Origin of the sequence: Paenibacillus sp. BR1-192, from assembly GCF_029542445.1 — a bacterium.
GTDB lineage: Bacteria > Bacillota > Bacilli > Paenibacillales > Paenibacillaceae > Paenibacillus_AQ > Paenibacillus_AQ lautus_A.
The window spans coordinates 1,371,678-1,384,862 of sequence record NZ_CP120718.1; the positions used below are offsets into that span (position 1 = coordinate 1,371,678).

Here is a 13,185-nt window from a genome sequence, read left to right on the forward strand (position 1 = left end):
ATTCGTTGCGAAGCGTATCAATATTCTCTATAAGAACTCGCAGAAATATTGTTGAACGATATACATCGAGGAGGTTGACCCAACTAAATGAAAGCAAATATCGAAGGAATTCTCCTCGTATTAGGAGAGCATCACAAGGAGGCCCACGGCATTCCGGAGGCGGACATTCAAGCAAAGGAACAAAGCTTGGGTTTCCCGTTGCCGACGGTGCTGCGGGAATATTATAAGATTTTGGGACAATCCCCATATATCACGCAAGGGTGCAATAACCAATATGAACCGCTCCCTCTGCAGGATGTGTTTATTCCCGACGATACATTTTTTACGACAGATAAGGCATTTCTGATCTTCTATCAAGTAGAGGAGTCCGTAATATATTGCGGGATCCGACTTCAGGATTTGGAGCAGGAAGATCCACCGGTCTATTTGTGCGCGTGGAACTCTCCCGACTGGCAGCTGGAAAATCGATCGCTTCAACGTTTTCTCGCTGGCAAGGGACTCGTTCAGTTGGGCGTGGAGGATCGGCTGCCGTATTGGTCCATTTTCGATGAGAGCATGTGGAGCTTGTTCGACTATCGCAGATGCATGCGTCTGGAGGTACCGGAGTTTGAGATGGAGGAAGGGTCAGAGCTGAATGCATGGAAAATCTATCTGAAGGACGATGTGCTGATCGTGTTTGAACTTGACGTATCCGAAGAGGAGACGGATGAACTGTTGGCTGTATACCTGGCGTCCTTTCAGCGAGCGAGCATGGAGAATTTGCTGAACGAGATGAGTAAGGCAACTGACTTACCTTCATTTCGAACGAATCTGTCAGCTCAGTGAGGGATTGAGGGAGCAAGTAAGAGGAGACAAGTAAGAAGTAGCGGATAGAACGAACCTATTTGATGGATAATTTTATGGTATATAAGTGGAGTGAGGGTGCTGCTAACATCCTCACTTCTGACAACACCGCTTTAAAGGGCGGCCTATTTCTTTTTGTTTTGACAAGCTGGGAACCGTATTGGAGTAGAGGTGCCGTCCCGGTTTGGTTTTTGAAACTAAAACGCGAGACCAAAACTTAAAAGTTTTGTCTCGCGTTTTTACGGCTCAGCGAGGCTACAAGACACGTCATATGATCATGTATCTGATACCGTAGACGCTTACAACAGCGCCATCGTAATCTGCTGTGGCATTCAGATCTCAAGTAAGGACCGTACCTGCTCAAGCGGTTCAATCGCGTCGTCGACGCCTTCCTGGGCTGTTACCGTATACGATGATATTATTCTTGTTTTTTCTCGTAGTAATATCCTCTTATTATCAACTGTTTTGTATCTTCGGTCACTTCCTCACCAATATCTCCTCTAACAACTTCCTCTCGTGGAAATTGTTTTGGAAAAGGTGCATAATAAAATTCTCCATGTTCAGTTACTACACTTTCCACCGGTTCTGTTCGAGCTTTTCTATCGTATTCCATTTTCCAATCTGGTAATGCTTCTTTTGGAGGAGTGGTGTCATTAATAGTCGAGTCTACAACTTGCTTAGTATCTATAAGTTCTCTGATTAAAAAAAATGCGCCCATTAGTACAAGACAACATGATGTAATGATTATAAATATTCTTAAACGCTTCTTATTCATGATCATCACCCCTTCTAAGATTTTATTAATTGTTAAAAAACTTAGAAAATACCATCAATATATCCATTTCCAGTAATCCAAAATCGTTCAAATTAGTCACCATTACTTGGTATGTACCAGGAGGTACGTGATGTGCATCTTTTTTATAGTCGAGACAAGGACTTTCAAAGGACCTGTGGCCGTAATATAAAATGGTAATGCAATTTTTGAATTAATCGCACTTCGAGGTTGTATTCCACCATTATTCATGGGATTATCATTACCTCCAAGCCTTCTTTCTTCCCTGATTATGGCTTCATACTCAGCAGCTGAATCAAAAGTATATCCGAGTGTCTCAAGTTTGTCGAAATTATAAACAAACTCATTTCCTAAAATGTATTCCATTCCATTTAATTTACCAACAGCAAATGTTTGATACCTAGCTCCATTGTAGAAAAACTCATTTTCGTTTTGAACATTATAATCTAACCCGATATAAAAATATTTAATATCTTGATATAACTCCCTATCGATATCATTAAAATAGGGTTGAATTTCATTTATGTCCTTTTTGGATATTTCTTTAATTTCTGCTATTTCAATAGAATCGACCGAAAGAATTCCGGTACGGTTTTTTTGTTGTTCTTCACCTGGGAAATCTGTTAACCGGTTATCAGGAGAATATAAATTAACGTAACTATCCCAATCCTTATTATTAATCGAGTTAACATATTTTTTTATCACTTCTGGTACGGGACTTTTTACAAATTGATCTGAATTTGAGGCATGAATTTCAGAATTGGTGCCTATGATGCCAACAAAAGTAAAAAGAAAAGTTGCTAAGGCCATCACATATAGTTTCTTGAATTGAATCAAGACCAACACTCCTTTTGAGTTGTATATTATTAGGTTTAATGAATATACCATGCTCTTTTCTTAATTTCTCCAATAATGCTTAATAACAACCAAAAGCGACTGGAAGTTACGTGTTTAGATAAAAAAATTTTTAGGATGCTAGAGATCCTTTTGCAGATAGGGGAAGGAAGATCAAACGTTCTATTGACGAAGGGCTATTCTAGTTATCTATTCGTATCATAGAGATGGGTTATTATTATTTTCTCGGAATTTCTCAATTTTTATGTGATGCAAAAATATCTTTAATAGTCATCAGAATATGTTCCTTTGATTTTTATAGCTTTTTTTGTATTCCAAAAATAAGAATGAAAGAAACACGACACCTTTAAGAGTTAGAGTGATACTATTTCTAATGCACATACTGGAGGGAGTTGAGATTAGAGTATATGTGTTCCAATAAAATGATAAGGAGTGGTGATTTTGAAGTATAGGAACAAAATATTTGTTGTCTTTTGCTTTAGTTTTTGTCTGTTTTATTAAATTCTATAGATAAGTCAGACAATAAACAGGAATTAATAGCACAAGATTTAGTCCCGAGTTGAGGACAAGAACTTACATTGCTAGTTGAATTAGAAAAGGACGTGTATCATAGCTGGGTAAGATATATGTCTAATGTTATTCGACCTCATTAAGCTAACAGGCAGGATAGTTTAAGATTATGCGCGGTGAACCGTATCACAAGTAACGGCAAGATTTTTATTCAGCGGATAAAGGAGGCTTTCCCGTGAGCAGGTGCTTCTATTGAAACGTGCCGCTGGGTGTGCTGAGGGTAGTTAATTTGTTTAAAAAGTTAATTTTAAAGGTGTGTCGATTTTGTTGCATGTCGTTCGTCGAATAAATAGAGGCAAAAATAAATGCTTCAATCTTTTGCAAAAGGAGATATGAAAATGAAATTTCTTTGTTTGGGTTACTTGGATGCAGCGGAAATGGATTCTCGCCCCAAAGACGAGATTGAAGCGATCATGCATGAATGTCCGCCTCATCTGGAGAACTTCTACAACAGCGGCCAAGTCATTGTCGATGCCGGTCTTTCCTCCGAAACGAAATGCCTGCGTCGGGCGAACGGCAGGGTGAAAGTTATTGACGGTCCTTTTATCGAAACGAAAGAAATGATCGGCAGCGCTTTTCTGATAGAAGCGCAGGACATGGAGGAAGCAATTCGAATCGCCTCCTTACATCCGACCGTCCAGGTTAGTGCGGGGGAGCAGTTTGGATGGGGGATAGAAATTCGTCCGATTGATTACTTCAAAGGAATAGACTAACCGAATGGTTAGTTCGGTGATTCAATGGAAGGGCCGTCCCGCATAAGGATGGCCCTTAAACTTGCCGTTACAGGCAGCGCGGTGAACCGTATCACAAGTAACGGCGAATGGTTGATATTGTTACGGTCTTGATTTGGGAAATAAATTATAAATTCGTTTGCATCTCGAGAGAGGTGCTTTTTTCGTTTCAAGATTCCTTACGATCTCTTCACCAATTACAGCAAGATTTGAAAAGTAAGGTGAGGCTATATTTGTTAAGTTATATTCGACAAAGATAAGGAAGGGGACGTAGTAAAAATATTCAGAATAACCTCAATGGGATGGTTGGAGTCGAAAACCTGTCATGTCGAGAAAAGACTTGGCGATCTTGTTATTAATACCTAGAAGTGGAGGAATCATCGTGAATATAGAGCACAATAAAGAGGGAAGTAAATCAATAATAACACCACATGTTCTCAAACGGTGGTCAGGATTTATGGCAGTAATAGCAGGGATACTATATATCGTCATTCAGTTTATCCACCCGACAGATGATATTTCTTCTGTGCACACAAACTCTTGGGTAGTGGTTGCATGCCTGACTATGGCTATGTCGCTCTTTAACCTGATCGGAATTACGGGATTCTATATAAGCCAAGCGAAAGAAGCGGGGTGGCTTGGCTTGGTCGGTTTCCTTTTGTTCAATCTGTTCTGGTTAATCTCAATCATTTTTAGTTTCATCGAAGCATTCGTTTTGCCGTTGTTGACAAGTGATGCTGAGAAGTTTGTGGAAGGAATGGTTGGGCTCTTTGGAGGAACGGTTAGCGAGGTTCATCTGGGGATCTTCCCAATATTAGCACCGCTCGCGGGAGTATTATATATGCTAGGAGGTCTGTTGCTAGGCATCGCCACATTACGTGCCAGAGTCTTCCCTCGCCCAGCAGCAATTCTGCTGGCCTTCGCTTCTGTAGTGACCATTGCTGCGGCAATCATCCCCCATCCGTTTGATCGGGCATTGGCGATACCTATGGGATTAGCTCTTATATGGATGGGATATGCTGTTTGGTCGGAACGTAAGTAAGCATCGAACTAGAGATGTCTTGATCTTCCCTATTTGAATGAAATAATAGTTCCTCTGACGGTTTGGCTCCTCGGGCAACATTAAATTTCCAGATCGTCAGGGAGTTTCTTGATGGGTGCATAGATATGGTAGGTTGAATCCAGATTGTGGACGTCATTAAAAACCTGGATAAGTTCAATATCCGATTGATCAGACTCTTGCTTGGAAATCTTTAAGAATCTTGCATAGTCTGTTTTGAGCACTTCTCCAATATCCAGCAGGTCACCAGAATAGTTGAACCTCGCACAAAAAATAGTCGGTACGTCAACCGTGAAATAAAAGGGTTCATGAATTTGAATGTCACTTGGGATTCCGAACAGAACTTTGAACCGGGTTGAATTGGGTTGACAGTTTGAATAAATGACAAAACAAGAACCATTTATGTTGTCATCAATATGATTCAACAGCATTTTTGAATGGGAGTGAATCTTCTTCTTGTAATCATCAGTGGCTAGGTCTACTTCAAAGGCAATCCCGCTTATTCGGGTCTCTTTGAACTCTGTCAGTGTGAAATCCGTGACGACATCACCATTCATATTTTTAAATGGTCTTTTAACCACAGTAGGTATTGGAGTCGGAGAGATTTTTTTGAACCCTGCTCTTAGCGAACTCGGAGCTACTCCGTAATGTTGTTTGAATGCCCGGGTGAATGAGGCTTGCGTACCAAAGGCTAACTGATAAGCAATATCGGTTAGCGACAAGTTGTTGTTATGAATGAGTGATAAAGCGGCATTCAATCTTCTAGATAGGATGTACTGATTTAACGAACAGCCCATCATGGCAGAGAAAAGCCTATGAAAATAATATTTAGACATATTGAAAGTAAGAGCAACGGATGACACGGATAAAGGCTGTTCTAAATTCTCCTCAATATGAATCAATGCTTGTTCTATTATCCTATGATGGTTCATACTAACTCCCTTCGTCACCCGCACTAATTTTTTGTGCTAAGTATACCACACGCGATATACCGCTTAGAAGGCAATTCGCAATCCGCGAATTAGGGGGAAATACGAAAAAACGGTCAGAATGACTGACCGATTCTGTCAGGGATAAGGGGTTATAATTGGTTATAAATAAGTCGATGTGTTATGAGCGGTACTATATATATTGGATTAGGAGGAACGAAAATGGATTGGAATTACTATGATACGTTTATTACCGTTGCCGCAGATTGCCCCGTTGAGACTGGAACGCAGCCGCCAGACAAGAAAGACGGAAAAACCAAGCCGGGCATCGAGTTTGAGTTAATCACGAATCATCCGTATGGCTATACCCAGAAGGAGCTCTTGTACGAAGTGCATATCCGGCACAAAAACATTCCGGAGGCAGAGTTAGTCGAGAGAGGGGACCAGATTCGACACGAGTTTTATATGAAGCCGCAACCATGCTTGAGAGCATCGATGCTCCCGAAGAAATACGGGTGGGGTATTCATTTCAATGCAAAGGGGCAAATCGCGATCGTTCCGGTGGAATCCCCTGATTATCGGCGCTTCGTGGAAGGATCCTATGGGAATGTGAAGCTGCTAGCCGCGATGAGAAACAAGAGGAGGTGAGTGCAATCACAGGTTCAGTAAACACATGTTTGATTTGATCAGTGTCCCCCATATACAAAAAAACCACCCCCAAAGCCTACGACAAACGTAGTCTCTTTAGGGGTAGCTCCGTAAACCTTACATACAACTCCAATTGCCTCGCTCTACAACTTACTTTGCACTAGGCAGCAATTTATTCAACAAGATCGCTGCAAGCGAAGCAGCCAGAATCGGTGATCCGAGTAAATACTGCACGAACGTAGGCAGCGTGTACAAGAAATCTTTAGGAATGAGCACTAACGCCAACGTCAAAATCATCGGGATGGCGATAATGTACATTTCTTTTTCGCTGATTTTTACGTTCTTCATGACCTGGATCCCGTTAATCGAGATGATGCCGCAGACGATGGCGAATACGCCGCCGATGACAGCCGTTGGGATCGAGGAGATCAGCGCGGCCAATTTGCCGGAGCAGCCGAAGAGGACAAACCATCCGCCTACCGCCAGGAATACCCGGCGACTAGCCACACCCGTGATAGAAATAATGCCCGCATTGGTGGAATAGCCGGTAACCGGCGTGGAGCCGAGTCCCGAAGCAATCAGGCAGCTAATCCCTTCACCAATCACCCCGCGGTTAATGTTCTTATCCGTTAACGGTTTATCAATGACATTGCTGATGGCAAACCATGTACCCGTCGTTTCTGCCAGCAGGACGAGATAAATAATGATCATGGTGATGATCGCCGAGAAGTCGAACGAGAAGCCAAAATCCTTAAACGGGATCTGCGGCATGCTGAACCACTTGGCATTTCCGACAGCGCTGAAATCCAGCACACCCATAAACTTGGCCGAGATACACCCGATAATCAGTGCGACCATTACAGACGTAACGCGGAATATCGCGCCTCTCGTGCGGAACAAAGAACCCAGGATGACGAACAGAATGAGCGCAGCCGCCGAGATCAGGGCCAGCAGCACGTTCTGATTGATGGTTGCGTCCGTGGCGCCGTAGATATTGTCTCGGATGGCAACCGGCAATAAGGACAGACCGACGATGAAGATGATCGTGCCCCCGACAATAGGCGGGATGAAGGAAGTAACGATTTTATTGAAAATTCCCGTATACCCCAAAATAATCACGAGGATCGCGCCAATCAAGCTCGCGCCCAGCACGGAACTCCAGCCCATCTCCCCGCCGCCGCTGGCCGCATAAATGGCGACAATCGCGCCGAGCGGAACATAGGAAGGACCTTGCGCCATCGGCAGCTTCATACAGAAATACGTTTGCACGATCGTGGCAAGCCCGGCCGCAATAAACGTGGATTGAATCAATGCGCTGGACTGATTGGGCGCTAAGCCGATTAACATGGCAATCAGGAAAGGGACGACATAGACGTCCATCGCGACGACATGCTGTAAACCGAGAATGGCGGATTTACCGAAAGATATTTTGCCGTCGGGCGGAACCGTTAAATGCTGTGATTTTGTTTGCGTGTCATTTAGCTCTTCTGCTTGTGTTTTCACTCCGCTGGACACCTCGAATGTTAGGATGAATTGCTTGTTGAACAACCTCTATTATTCTTAACGCGAATGAACCTTTTCCCCTTGCACCCACACCTCGCGGATATGCTCAGGCCGTGCCAGATACATGATTTTCTGAAAAATATCTTGTATGTCTTCAAACTCGTCAAAAATTGGCAGCTTCGCGGATGGAAGTCTCGTATCGATCACCTGCACATCCCATGCATAGTTTTCTTGAATGCGACCGATTGGCAGGCTCAGACTTTCACCGCCCCCGGCCGTAGCCAGATAGAATGCCTCATGGACCGTAATCCGCGAGTCGGGCACGCCGCGAGCTTCCGCAGGAAGGGAGGTATTCACGCCATCTTCCAGCATTCTCGAGGACATTACGGCTTGTCTTATGTTATCGAAGAGACTTGGAGAGAAGCCGCCGGATAGATCCGAGCCTAAACCGATCTCGACATTTTTGGCATGGAAGCGGGCGACCGGGATGACGCTGTTGGCGAAATACGCGTTGGATATCGGGCAATGGGCGATTGCGGTGCCGGTGTCAGCGAACAATTCGGCATCCTGGTCATCAAGGAAATTACAATGAGCCATGACCGATTTATCGCGCAGCAGGCCAAAATCATGCAGGGCAAACGCATCGTTTTTCTGGAATCGATCTTTCACATACCCGTGCGCCCAATCGCTTTCGCTGCAGTGGGATTGCACATACGTGTCGTATTTGGCTGCCAGCTCGCCTAGACCCTTCAGCCCCTCATCCGTACAGCTTGGAATGAAGCGTGGGGTGACGACGGGATACACGCCTTGCTTTGTGGTTTTGGCGAGCTCCTGTACAGCGATAATAAATTCCTCCGTGTCCGCCAGTGCCGTGGATGTGTCCGCATCGCGGTAGTAATCCGGATTCTGCTCGGGGTCGTCCATGACGACCTTTCCGACAAGTCCGCGCTGGCCTTTGCTCGCACAGATTTGGGCTAACAACAAGCTGGCTTCTTTATGCACCGTGGCAAAATAAAGGGCTGTCGTTGTTCCGTTGGCCAGCAGGGTGCTTACCACATCGTCGTAAACCTTTTGCGCAAACTCCAGATCGGAGAATTTCGATTCCAGCGGGAACGTATAGGTATTCAGCCAATCGTAGAGCGGAATGTCCAATGCGGTTCCGGATTGAGCCCATTGGGGGGCGTGAACATGCAAATCGACAAAGCCAGGCAGGAAATACTGTCCTTCCTCCAGTCGGTGAAAGCTGTCCGTGCCTTGATACGCATCCAGCAAGGATTGATAGTCGGCGTCTTCCGGTGCCACGACTCGCTCAATCATGCCGTCCGTGTTGACGCAGTAAAGATAGTCTCTCAATACTTGAATTTCTTTGGGAGATTTGCTTGAAAAAGAAGTCCCTTGAAATAATAACATATATTTACTCATGTTTACCGCCTTAATGTTCGTTTTTTGGAGCGCTTTTGTCATTATAGTCCGTTAAAAAAGAGATGTCCATAGTTTAAAGACGAATAGGTGCGTGGGACAAATCAGGTGACTGGCTATGTTTTAGGAGCTGTCGTTGTGGACTCATGAGGGGCTAGGTTGAAAATGGAGTCTGATTATTTGATACGTGCTAAAATAGAACCATCATACGCTGTTATTGGAGGTATCTTCATTGAACATTCAACTGGGCCATTTTGAAGTGAATTCCGGACAATTGGTTGTGGCCGATCCTTGTTATGAATTGGATACGAACATTATTATCATGGGCGTGTTGGAAGCCGTAATGAATGGATCGTGGGTAGGAGAAGTAGAGAAGGTGGAGATCCCGGACTGGGGCGAAGCCAACGCCAAGCTGACGGCTTACCATCACTCGGTAGCAGAACAAGGGGCATTCCTGGAGTGGATCAAGTGTCCTTTTGTGGCTGGAGTGGATAGCGGACAGGCGGGGATTTTTGATATTCAAAAGTACCGAATTCCGGATGCGAATTCAGCATCGGATAGCTCGGACACGGATACGGAATGGTATTATGCCTGCTGCGACATCACCGAGAGCGGGGAAGAAGCGGGTGTCCTGGATGGGGGCGTCGTATCTCGTACCGGCAGGGGTGATGGTGCATACAGCGTGTATAAGGCCGTGAATGAGCAGGATCGGGTGGTTGGCGTGAAAATTGTGTTTATTAAGAGCTAGTCGAGCGCTAAAGGAAACTGAATAAGAGCAAGTGCAAACAGTCATGGAAGGTAACCCTTTTATGGCTGTTTTATTAGGGATACACCATGATGCCAACCAAACCTGTCACTATACTAGAGAGAATAGAGGCCAGGAATGACACTGGATATCTCGGACATCAATCGAAATAGGTTCGATGATAATTACCGTAAACATGATCAGGAATGCTTTATGCGGTTCGCGAGCTATAAAAAGACAAGGAAGTCTTAACGACCAAACGGGTTCCTTCTTCGCAAGCTATAATTATAAAAAGGATCCAAAGGTACTACAGTTGATCAGACTCATTTACCTATTTAAAATTAGCGTCTGGCATACGGAAAGAATAGACGGTTTTGGTTTCGATTTATTAGCGAATAAGCACTCTGAAACTATGTTCATATCAGAAAAAGAGATCAAAGGAGTTCAAAGGGTTTTGAATTACTTGGATTCCCCTCAGGTATTAGATGAGGAGAGAAAATTATATCGTAAATCCTTTGAGAGTGCTCCCAAAGCACCTCCATATATATGGCCAACAGATCTCAATCAATTTTTACTCTATGTTACGCAGCCGCGTTGTTTTGATAAGGCCTTCATACCTTCCAATTAGATGAGTAGCGAATTTAAAACAGGGACTATTAATGTTATACTGGCATGTTTTAAAGTCAACTATCTTTCAACAACACATGTAGGATTTTGTGGAGGGAAAATCCCTTCACCATTCGAACAGCTACTATACCTCATTTTAAATAAGAAAAAATAATGGAGATATTTCATGAGAAAACTGGATTATCTATTAAAGACAAGCCGAGGAAATTATGACAGATACATGTTTCGTTTTGCAAGAAGACTTGAGCTTTCAATTAACCAAGAAACCTATAGTAAGAAAAGCATGAAATTAACCGAAAAGTTACAGTTCCAGAAAGAGATATCTGATTATTTGGAGAATAGCCAGAGAAAAGCCTTTAAAGGTGCTGTAATCCTCAAAATGGACTTCTTAGCAAAGGAAACCCTCCAAGCATTCATCAATTAGCTAAAAATTACTTAGATTTACCATGGAGACCAATCGAGGGATTGAGGAATCCTAGACTTCTACTTGTAGACGATCGGCAAATCAGTATGCTTATTGTGAACTATCACATACAAAATATAAACCGAACTCCTCGTATTGATATTAAAATTGCACCTATGAGGGATTTTATTGAAGATCTCCGTTTGATTGAAAAATTCAGATCGAAAATCAGTTTCTCTAAGGATGAAGACCTTACGAGTTATGATGAAAAAGAAATTATATATGGGGGGATTAAAGATCCAATTAAATATTTTGAAAGTGTTCGTGAGTTGCTTACAGAATTTAACGAATTAAAGGGACTCACCGCGGATAATCATTTTGAGCAAATGTACAAATTAAAACTGCGAGATTACCAGTCTGCGTTTTTCTTAATGGAAAGAACCACCCCAACTGATCTCATGCAACTATATCCAAACAAAGAGATTGTTGCCGATGCCGATGATATTTTGGGACAGATCTTTGAGGAGCATAGAAACATGATAATAACATATTCGCTACCACCACTAAAGACAGAAGGATTACCAACTTTACCGGGAGAAACTCAACAATTTAAGGATACTATACGGGAAATGATGCAGAAGTTACGGGACAAATATGCAGCGTTATTCCCGTTGTTGATTAATTTGAATCTTACCATACTCTACGTTCCTCAGAGAACCCAAGAGGTTGATCTGGGTAACTTAGCTCGATATATTGTTCCTTTCATAAACGAGGCTTTGAAACCACCAAACGGATTCTGGTTTACAGGTTATCAGCATCTAAATCGATTTCCGCAGCACACAATTATTCAATACCAGATAATTAAGATTCCTCGATCAAATAAAGATCCTGAAAATGGAGCAGTAAGATTAGTCTTTGGCGAGTACAGCCCATACAAGGACTGTTGGAGTGAAATTGAGGATGTAATAGATAGGTGAGGTGAGGCAGTATTCTAGTGAGTAATTGGGGCGATAGTTCCTGATAGGTTAAAGAGAATAGTGATGCCTCTTCAGAAGCACTGATTTAGAAATAAACGGACAAACCTAAAAAAGGCGGGATCGGGAGAGTGTCCACATCCTGCCTTTTTCGTATTATACGTTTTCTTATTGTATAATTCGTCATAACATTGTTCAAATCATGACGGCTCAACAAAGAAACGCGACCGCGCGTAATCAATGACGGGCGACCACCCACCCGATGGAAGCCGTTTATTCGTTTGCGAACCCCTCCGAAGATCATAGAACGAATTAGGAAGATGGTGCCGCTGAAGTACGTAGGTACACCTTAGTTACGAGGTCGTGATTACGGGTGGGATAATGGATAGTCCTGTCGGAGAACACGGAAAAGATTAAGTTTTGCATAACTAAAACCTGACTGAAAGCGTTCTTATTTATGAAACCAGAAAATGGAATGACGACAGTTTAAATGTATTTATAGAACCATTAGAAATAGCCGAACTAGTTACAATGAAATGGATAAAGATTTGTTCAACTAATTCACCTTCATTACGATTTCTTCTTCATTATTTTTGTTCCATTTTATTTTTACAGTAATTTCATCTCCTGATTGCAGTTCATCATACATTTCTGACATTGGGAAAAAAGAAGCCCCCTTTTTTCCATTTGGATCACTCATCTTTCCACTAGATTGATGTAGACCAGCCATATCTATTTCATAAGATGCATCATAAACAACCATTTTAGGATCCTTGGAAGAAATTTTGGTTTCCATTACATATTTAGTAATAGAGCTGCCATTATCTGTTTCCATTCTTTTTGTAACGATAAATTCAGTCTTCCAATGATTACTCTCACCTTTTAATTCATATAAAGCATGAGATGTACATCCGGATAGGATAAGCATTACTAGTGACATAAACAACAGTGTTTTTTTCATTTTACCTCCTTAATTTACAGAAGCGATATTAAATATTCTAACTTTATTTTGGTTTGAAATCAATTATATTTACATTTATGTATTTATATTGCTTTAAAGGAATAATGAAATAATATATACCAAA

General features: G+C 42.5%; 13 protein-coding genes. 7 read left to right on the forward strand and 6 right to left on the reverse strand.

All coding sequences use genetic code 11. From position 1 onward, the window contains the following. The first annotated feature begins 87 nt into the window (after positions 1-87). The gene (locus P0X86_RS05815; RefSeq protein WP_277748056.1) at positions 88-825 is read left to right on the forward strand and encodes an SMI1/KNR4 family protein; all 738 of its coding nucleotides are present in this window, start codon (positions 88-90) and stop codon (positions 823-825) included. Between the two features lie 436 nt (positions 826-1,261). Here the strand turns inward: P0X86_RS05815 and P0X86_RS05820 are convergent, their stop codons facing one another. Both P0X86_RS05820 and P0X86_RS05825 read right to left on the reverse strand, forming a co-directional pair. Continuing rightward, entirely contained in the window at positions 1,262-1,618 is a 357-nt protein-coding gene (locus P0X86_RS05820) for a hypothetical protein (RefSeq protein ID WP_277748057.1), read from the reverse strand. Positions 1,619-1,720: 102 nt separating this feature from the next. After that, positions 1,721-2,473, reverse strand: a complete 753-nt coding sequence (locus P0X86_RS05825) for a hypothetical protein (RefSeq protein ID WP_277748058.1) — start codon at positions 2,471-2,473, stop codon at positions 1,721-1,723. A gap of 926 nt (positions 2,474-3,399) precedes the next feature. Here P0X86_RS05825 and P0X86_RS05830 point away from each other — a divergent pair. Continuing rightward, a complete protein-coding gene (locus tag P0X86_RS05830; RefSeq protein WP_096775050.1) occupies positions 3,400-3,774 on the forward strand; it encodes a YciI family protein in 375 nt (124 codons plus the stop codon). Positions 3,775-4,117: 343 nt separating this feature from the next. Beyond that, the gene (locus P0X86_RS05835; RefSeq protein ID WP_277748059.1) at positions 4,118-4,834 is read left to right on the forward strand and encodes a hypothetical protein; all 717 of its coding nucleotides are present in this window, start codon (positions 4,118-4,120) and stop codon (positions 4,832-4,834) included. Between the two features lie 80 nt (positions 4,835-4,914). On the opposite strand, the gene P0X86_RS05840 is transcribed toward P0X86_RS05835, so the two are convergent. Further along, positions 4,915-5,784 (reverse strand): helix-turn-helix transcriptional regulator, encoded by an 870-nt coding sequence (locus P0X86_RS05840; protein ID WP_277748060.1) that lies wholly within the window; start codon positions 5,782-5,784, stop codon positions 4,915-4,917. A gap of 219 nt (positions 5,785-6,003) precedes the next feature. On the opposite strand from P0X86_RS05840, the gene P0X86_RS05845 reads away from it, so the two are divergent. Further along, complete coding sequence (locus P0X86_RS05845) at positions 6,004-6,429, forward strand: DUF6157 family protein (RefSeq protein WP_277748061.1); 426 nt, start codon at positions 6,004-6,006, stop codon at positions 6,427-6,429. A 150-nt stretch (positions 6,430-6,579) separates the two neighbouring features. On the opposite strand, the gene P0X86_RS05850 is transcribed toward P0X86_RS05845, so the two are convergent. Both P0X86_RS05850 and guaD read right to left on the reverse strand, forming a co-directional pair. Then, positions 6,580-7,932 (reverse strand): uracil-xanthine permease family protein, encoded by a 1,353-nt coding sequence (locus P0X86_RS05850; RefSeq protein ID WP_277748062.1) that lies wholly within the window; start codon positions 7,930-7,932, stop codon positions 6,580-6,582. A 57-nt stretch (positions 7,933-7,989) separates the two neighbouring features. Continuing rightward, positions 7,990-9,354: a guanine deaminase gene (guaD, locus tag P0X86_RS05855; RefSeq protein WP_277748063.1), complete on the reverse strand. Its 1,365-nt coding sequence runs from the start codon at positions 9,352-9,354 to the stop codon at positions 7,990-7,992. Positions 9,355-9,583: 229 nt separating this feature from the next. On the opposite strand from guaD, the gene P0X86_RS05860 reads away from it, so the two are divergent. From P0X86_RS05860 to P0X86_RS05870, 3 genes are all read left to right on the forward strand, one after another. Next, positions 9,584-10,099 carry a DUF4241 domain-containing protein gene (locus tag P0X86_RS05860; protein WP_277748064.1) on the forward strand — a complete coding sequence of 172 codons (516 nt, stop codon included), beginning with the start codon at positions 9,584-9,586 and terminating at the stop codon, positions 10,097-10,099. A 790-nt stretch (positions 10,100-10,889) separates the two neighbouring features. Continuing rightward, a complete protein-coding gene (locus P0X86_RS05865) occupies positions 10,890-11,147 on the forward strand; it encodes a hypothetical protein (protein WP_277748065.1) in 258 nt (85 codons plus the stop codon). Positions 11,148-11,329: 182 nt separating this feature from the next. Beyond that, complete coding sequence (locus P0X86_RS05870; RefSeq protein WP_277748066.1) at positions 11,330-12,103, forward strand: hypothetical protein; 774 nt, start codon at positions 11,330-11,332, stop codon at positions 12,101-12,103. A 553-nt stretch (positions 12,104-12,656) separates the two neighbouring features. On the opposite strand, the gene P0X86_RS05875 is transcribed toward P0X86_RS05870, so the two are convergent. After that, positions 12,657-13,061: a hypothetical protein gene (locus P0X86_RS05875; protein WP_277748067.1), complete on the reverse strand. Its 405-nt coding sequence runs from the start codon at positions 13,059-13,061 to the stop codon at positions 12,657-12,659. Positions 13,062-13,185 lie beyond the last annotated feature (124 nt).

Excerpts from the sequence above, each read along its gene's own strand:
- P0X86_RS05865 (WP_277748065.1), top strand. The coding sequence starts at position 10,890 with ATGAGAAAACTGGATTATCTATTAAAGACAAGCCGAGGAAATTATGAC.
- P0X86_RS05875 (WP_277748067.1), bottom strand. The coding sequence starts at position 13,061 with ATGAAAAAAACACTGTTGTTTATGTCACTAGTAATGCTTATCCTATCC.
- P0X86_RS05835 (WP_277748059.1), top strand. The coding sequence starts at position 4,118 with ATGTCGAGAAAAGACTTGGCGATCTTGTTATTAATACCTAGAAGTGGA.
- guaD (WP_277748063.1), bottom strand. The coding sequence starts at position 9,354 with ATGAGTAAATATATGTTATTATTTCAAGGGACTTCTTTTTCAAGCAAA.
- P0X86_RS05820 (WP_277748057.1), bottom strand. The coding sequence starts at position 1,618 with ATGAATAAGAAGCGTTTAAGAATATTTATAATCATTACATCATGTTGT.
- P0X86_RS05840 (WP_277748060.1), bottom strand. The coding sequence starts at position 5,784 with ATGAACCATCATAGGATAATAGAACAAGCATTGATTCATATTGAGGAG.
- P0X86_RS05830 (WP_096775050.1), top strand. The coding sequence starts at position 3,400 with ATGAAATTTCTTTGTTTGGGTTACTTGGATGCAGCGGAAATGGATTCT.
- P0X86_RS05845 (WP_277748061.1), top strand. The coding sequence starts at position 6,004 with ATGGATTGGAATTACTATGATACGTTTATTACCGTTGCCGCAGATTGC.
- P0X86_RS05815 (WP_277748056.1), top strand. The coding sequence starts at position 88 with ATGAAAGCAAATATCGAAGGAATTCTCCTCGTATTAGGAGAGCATCAC.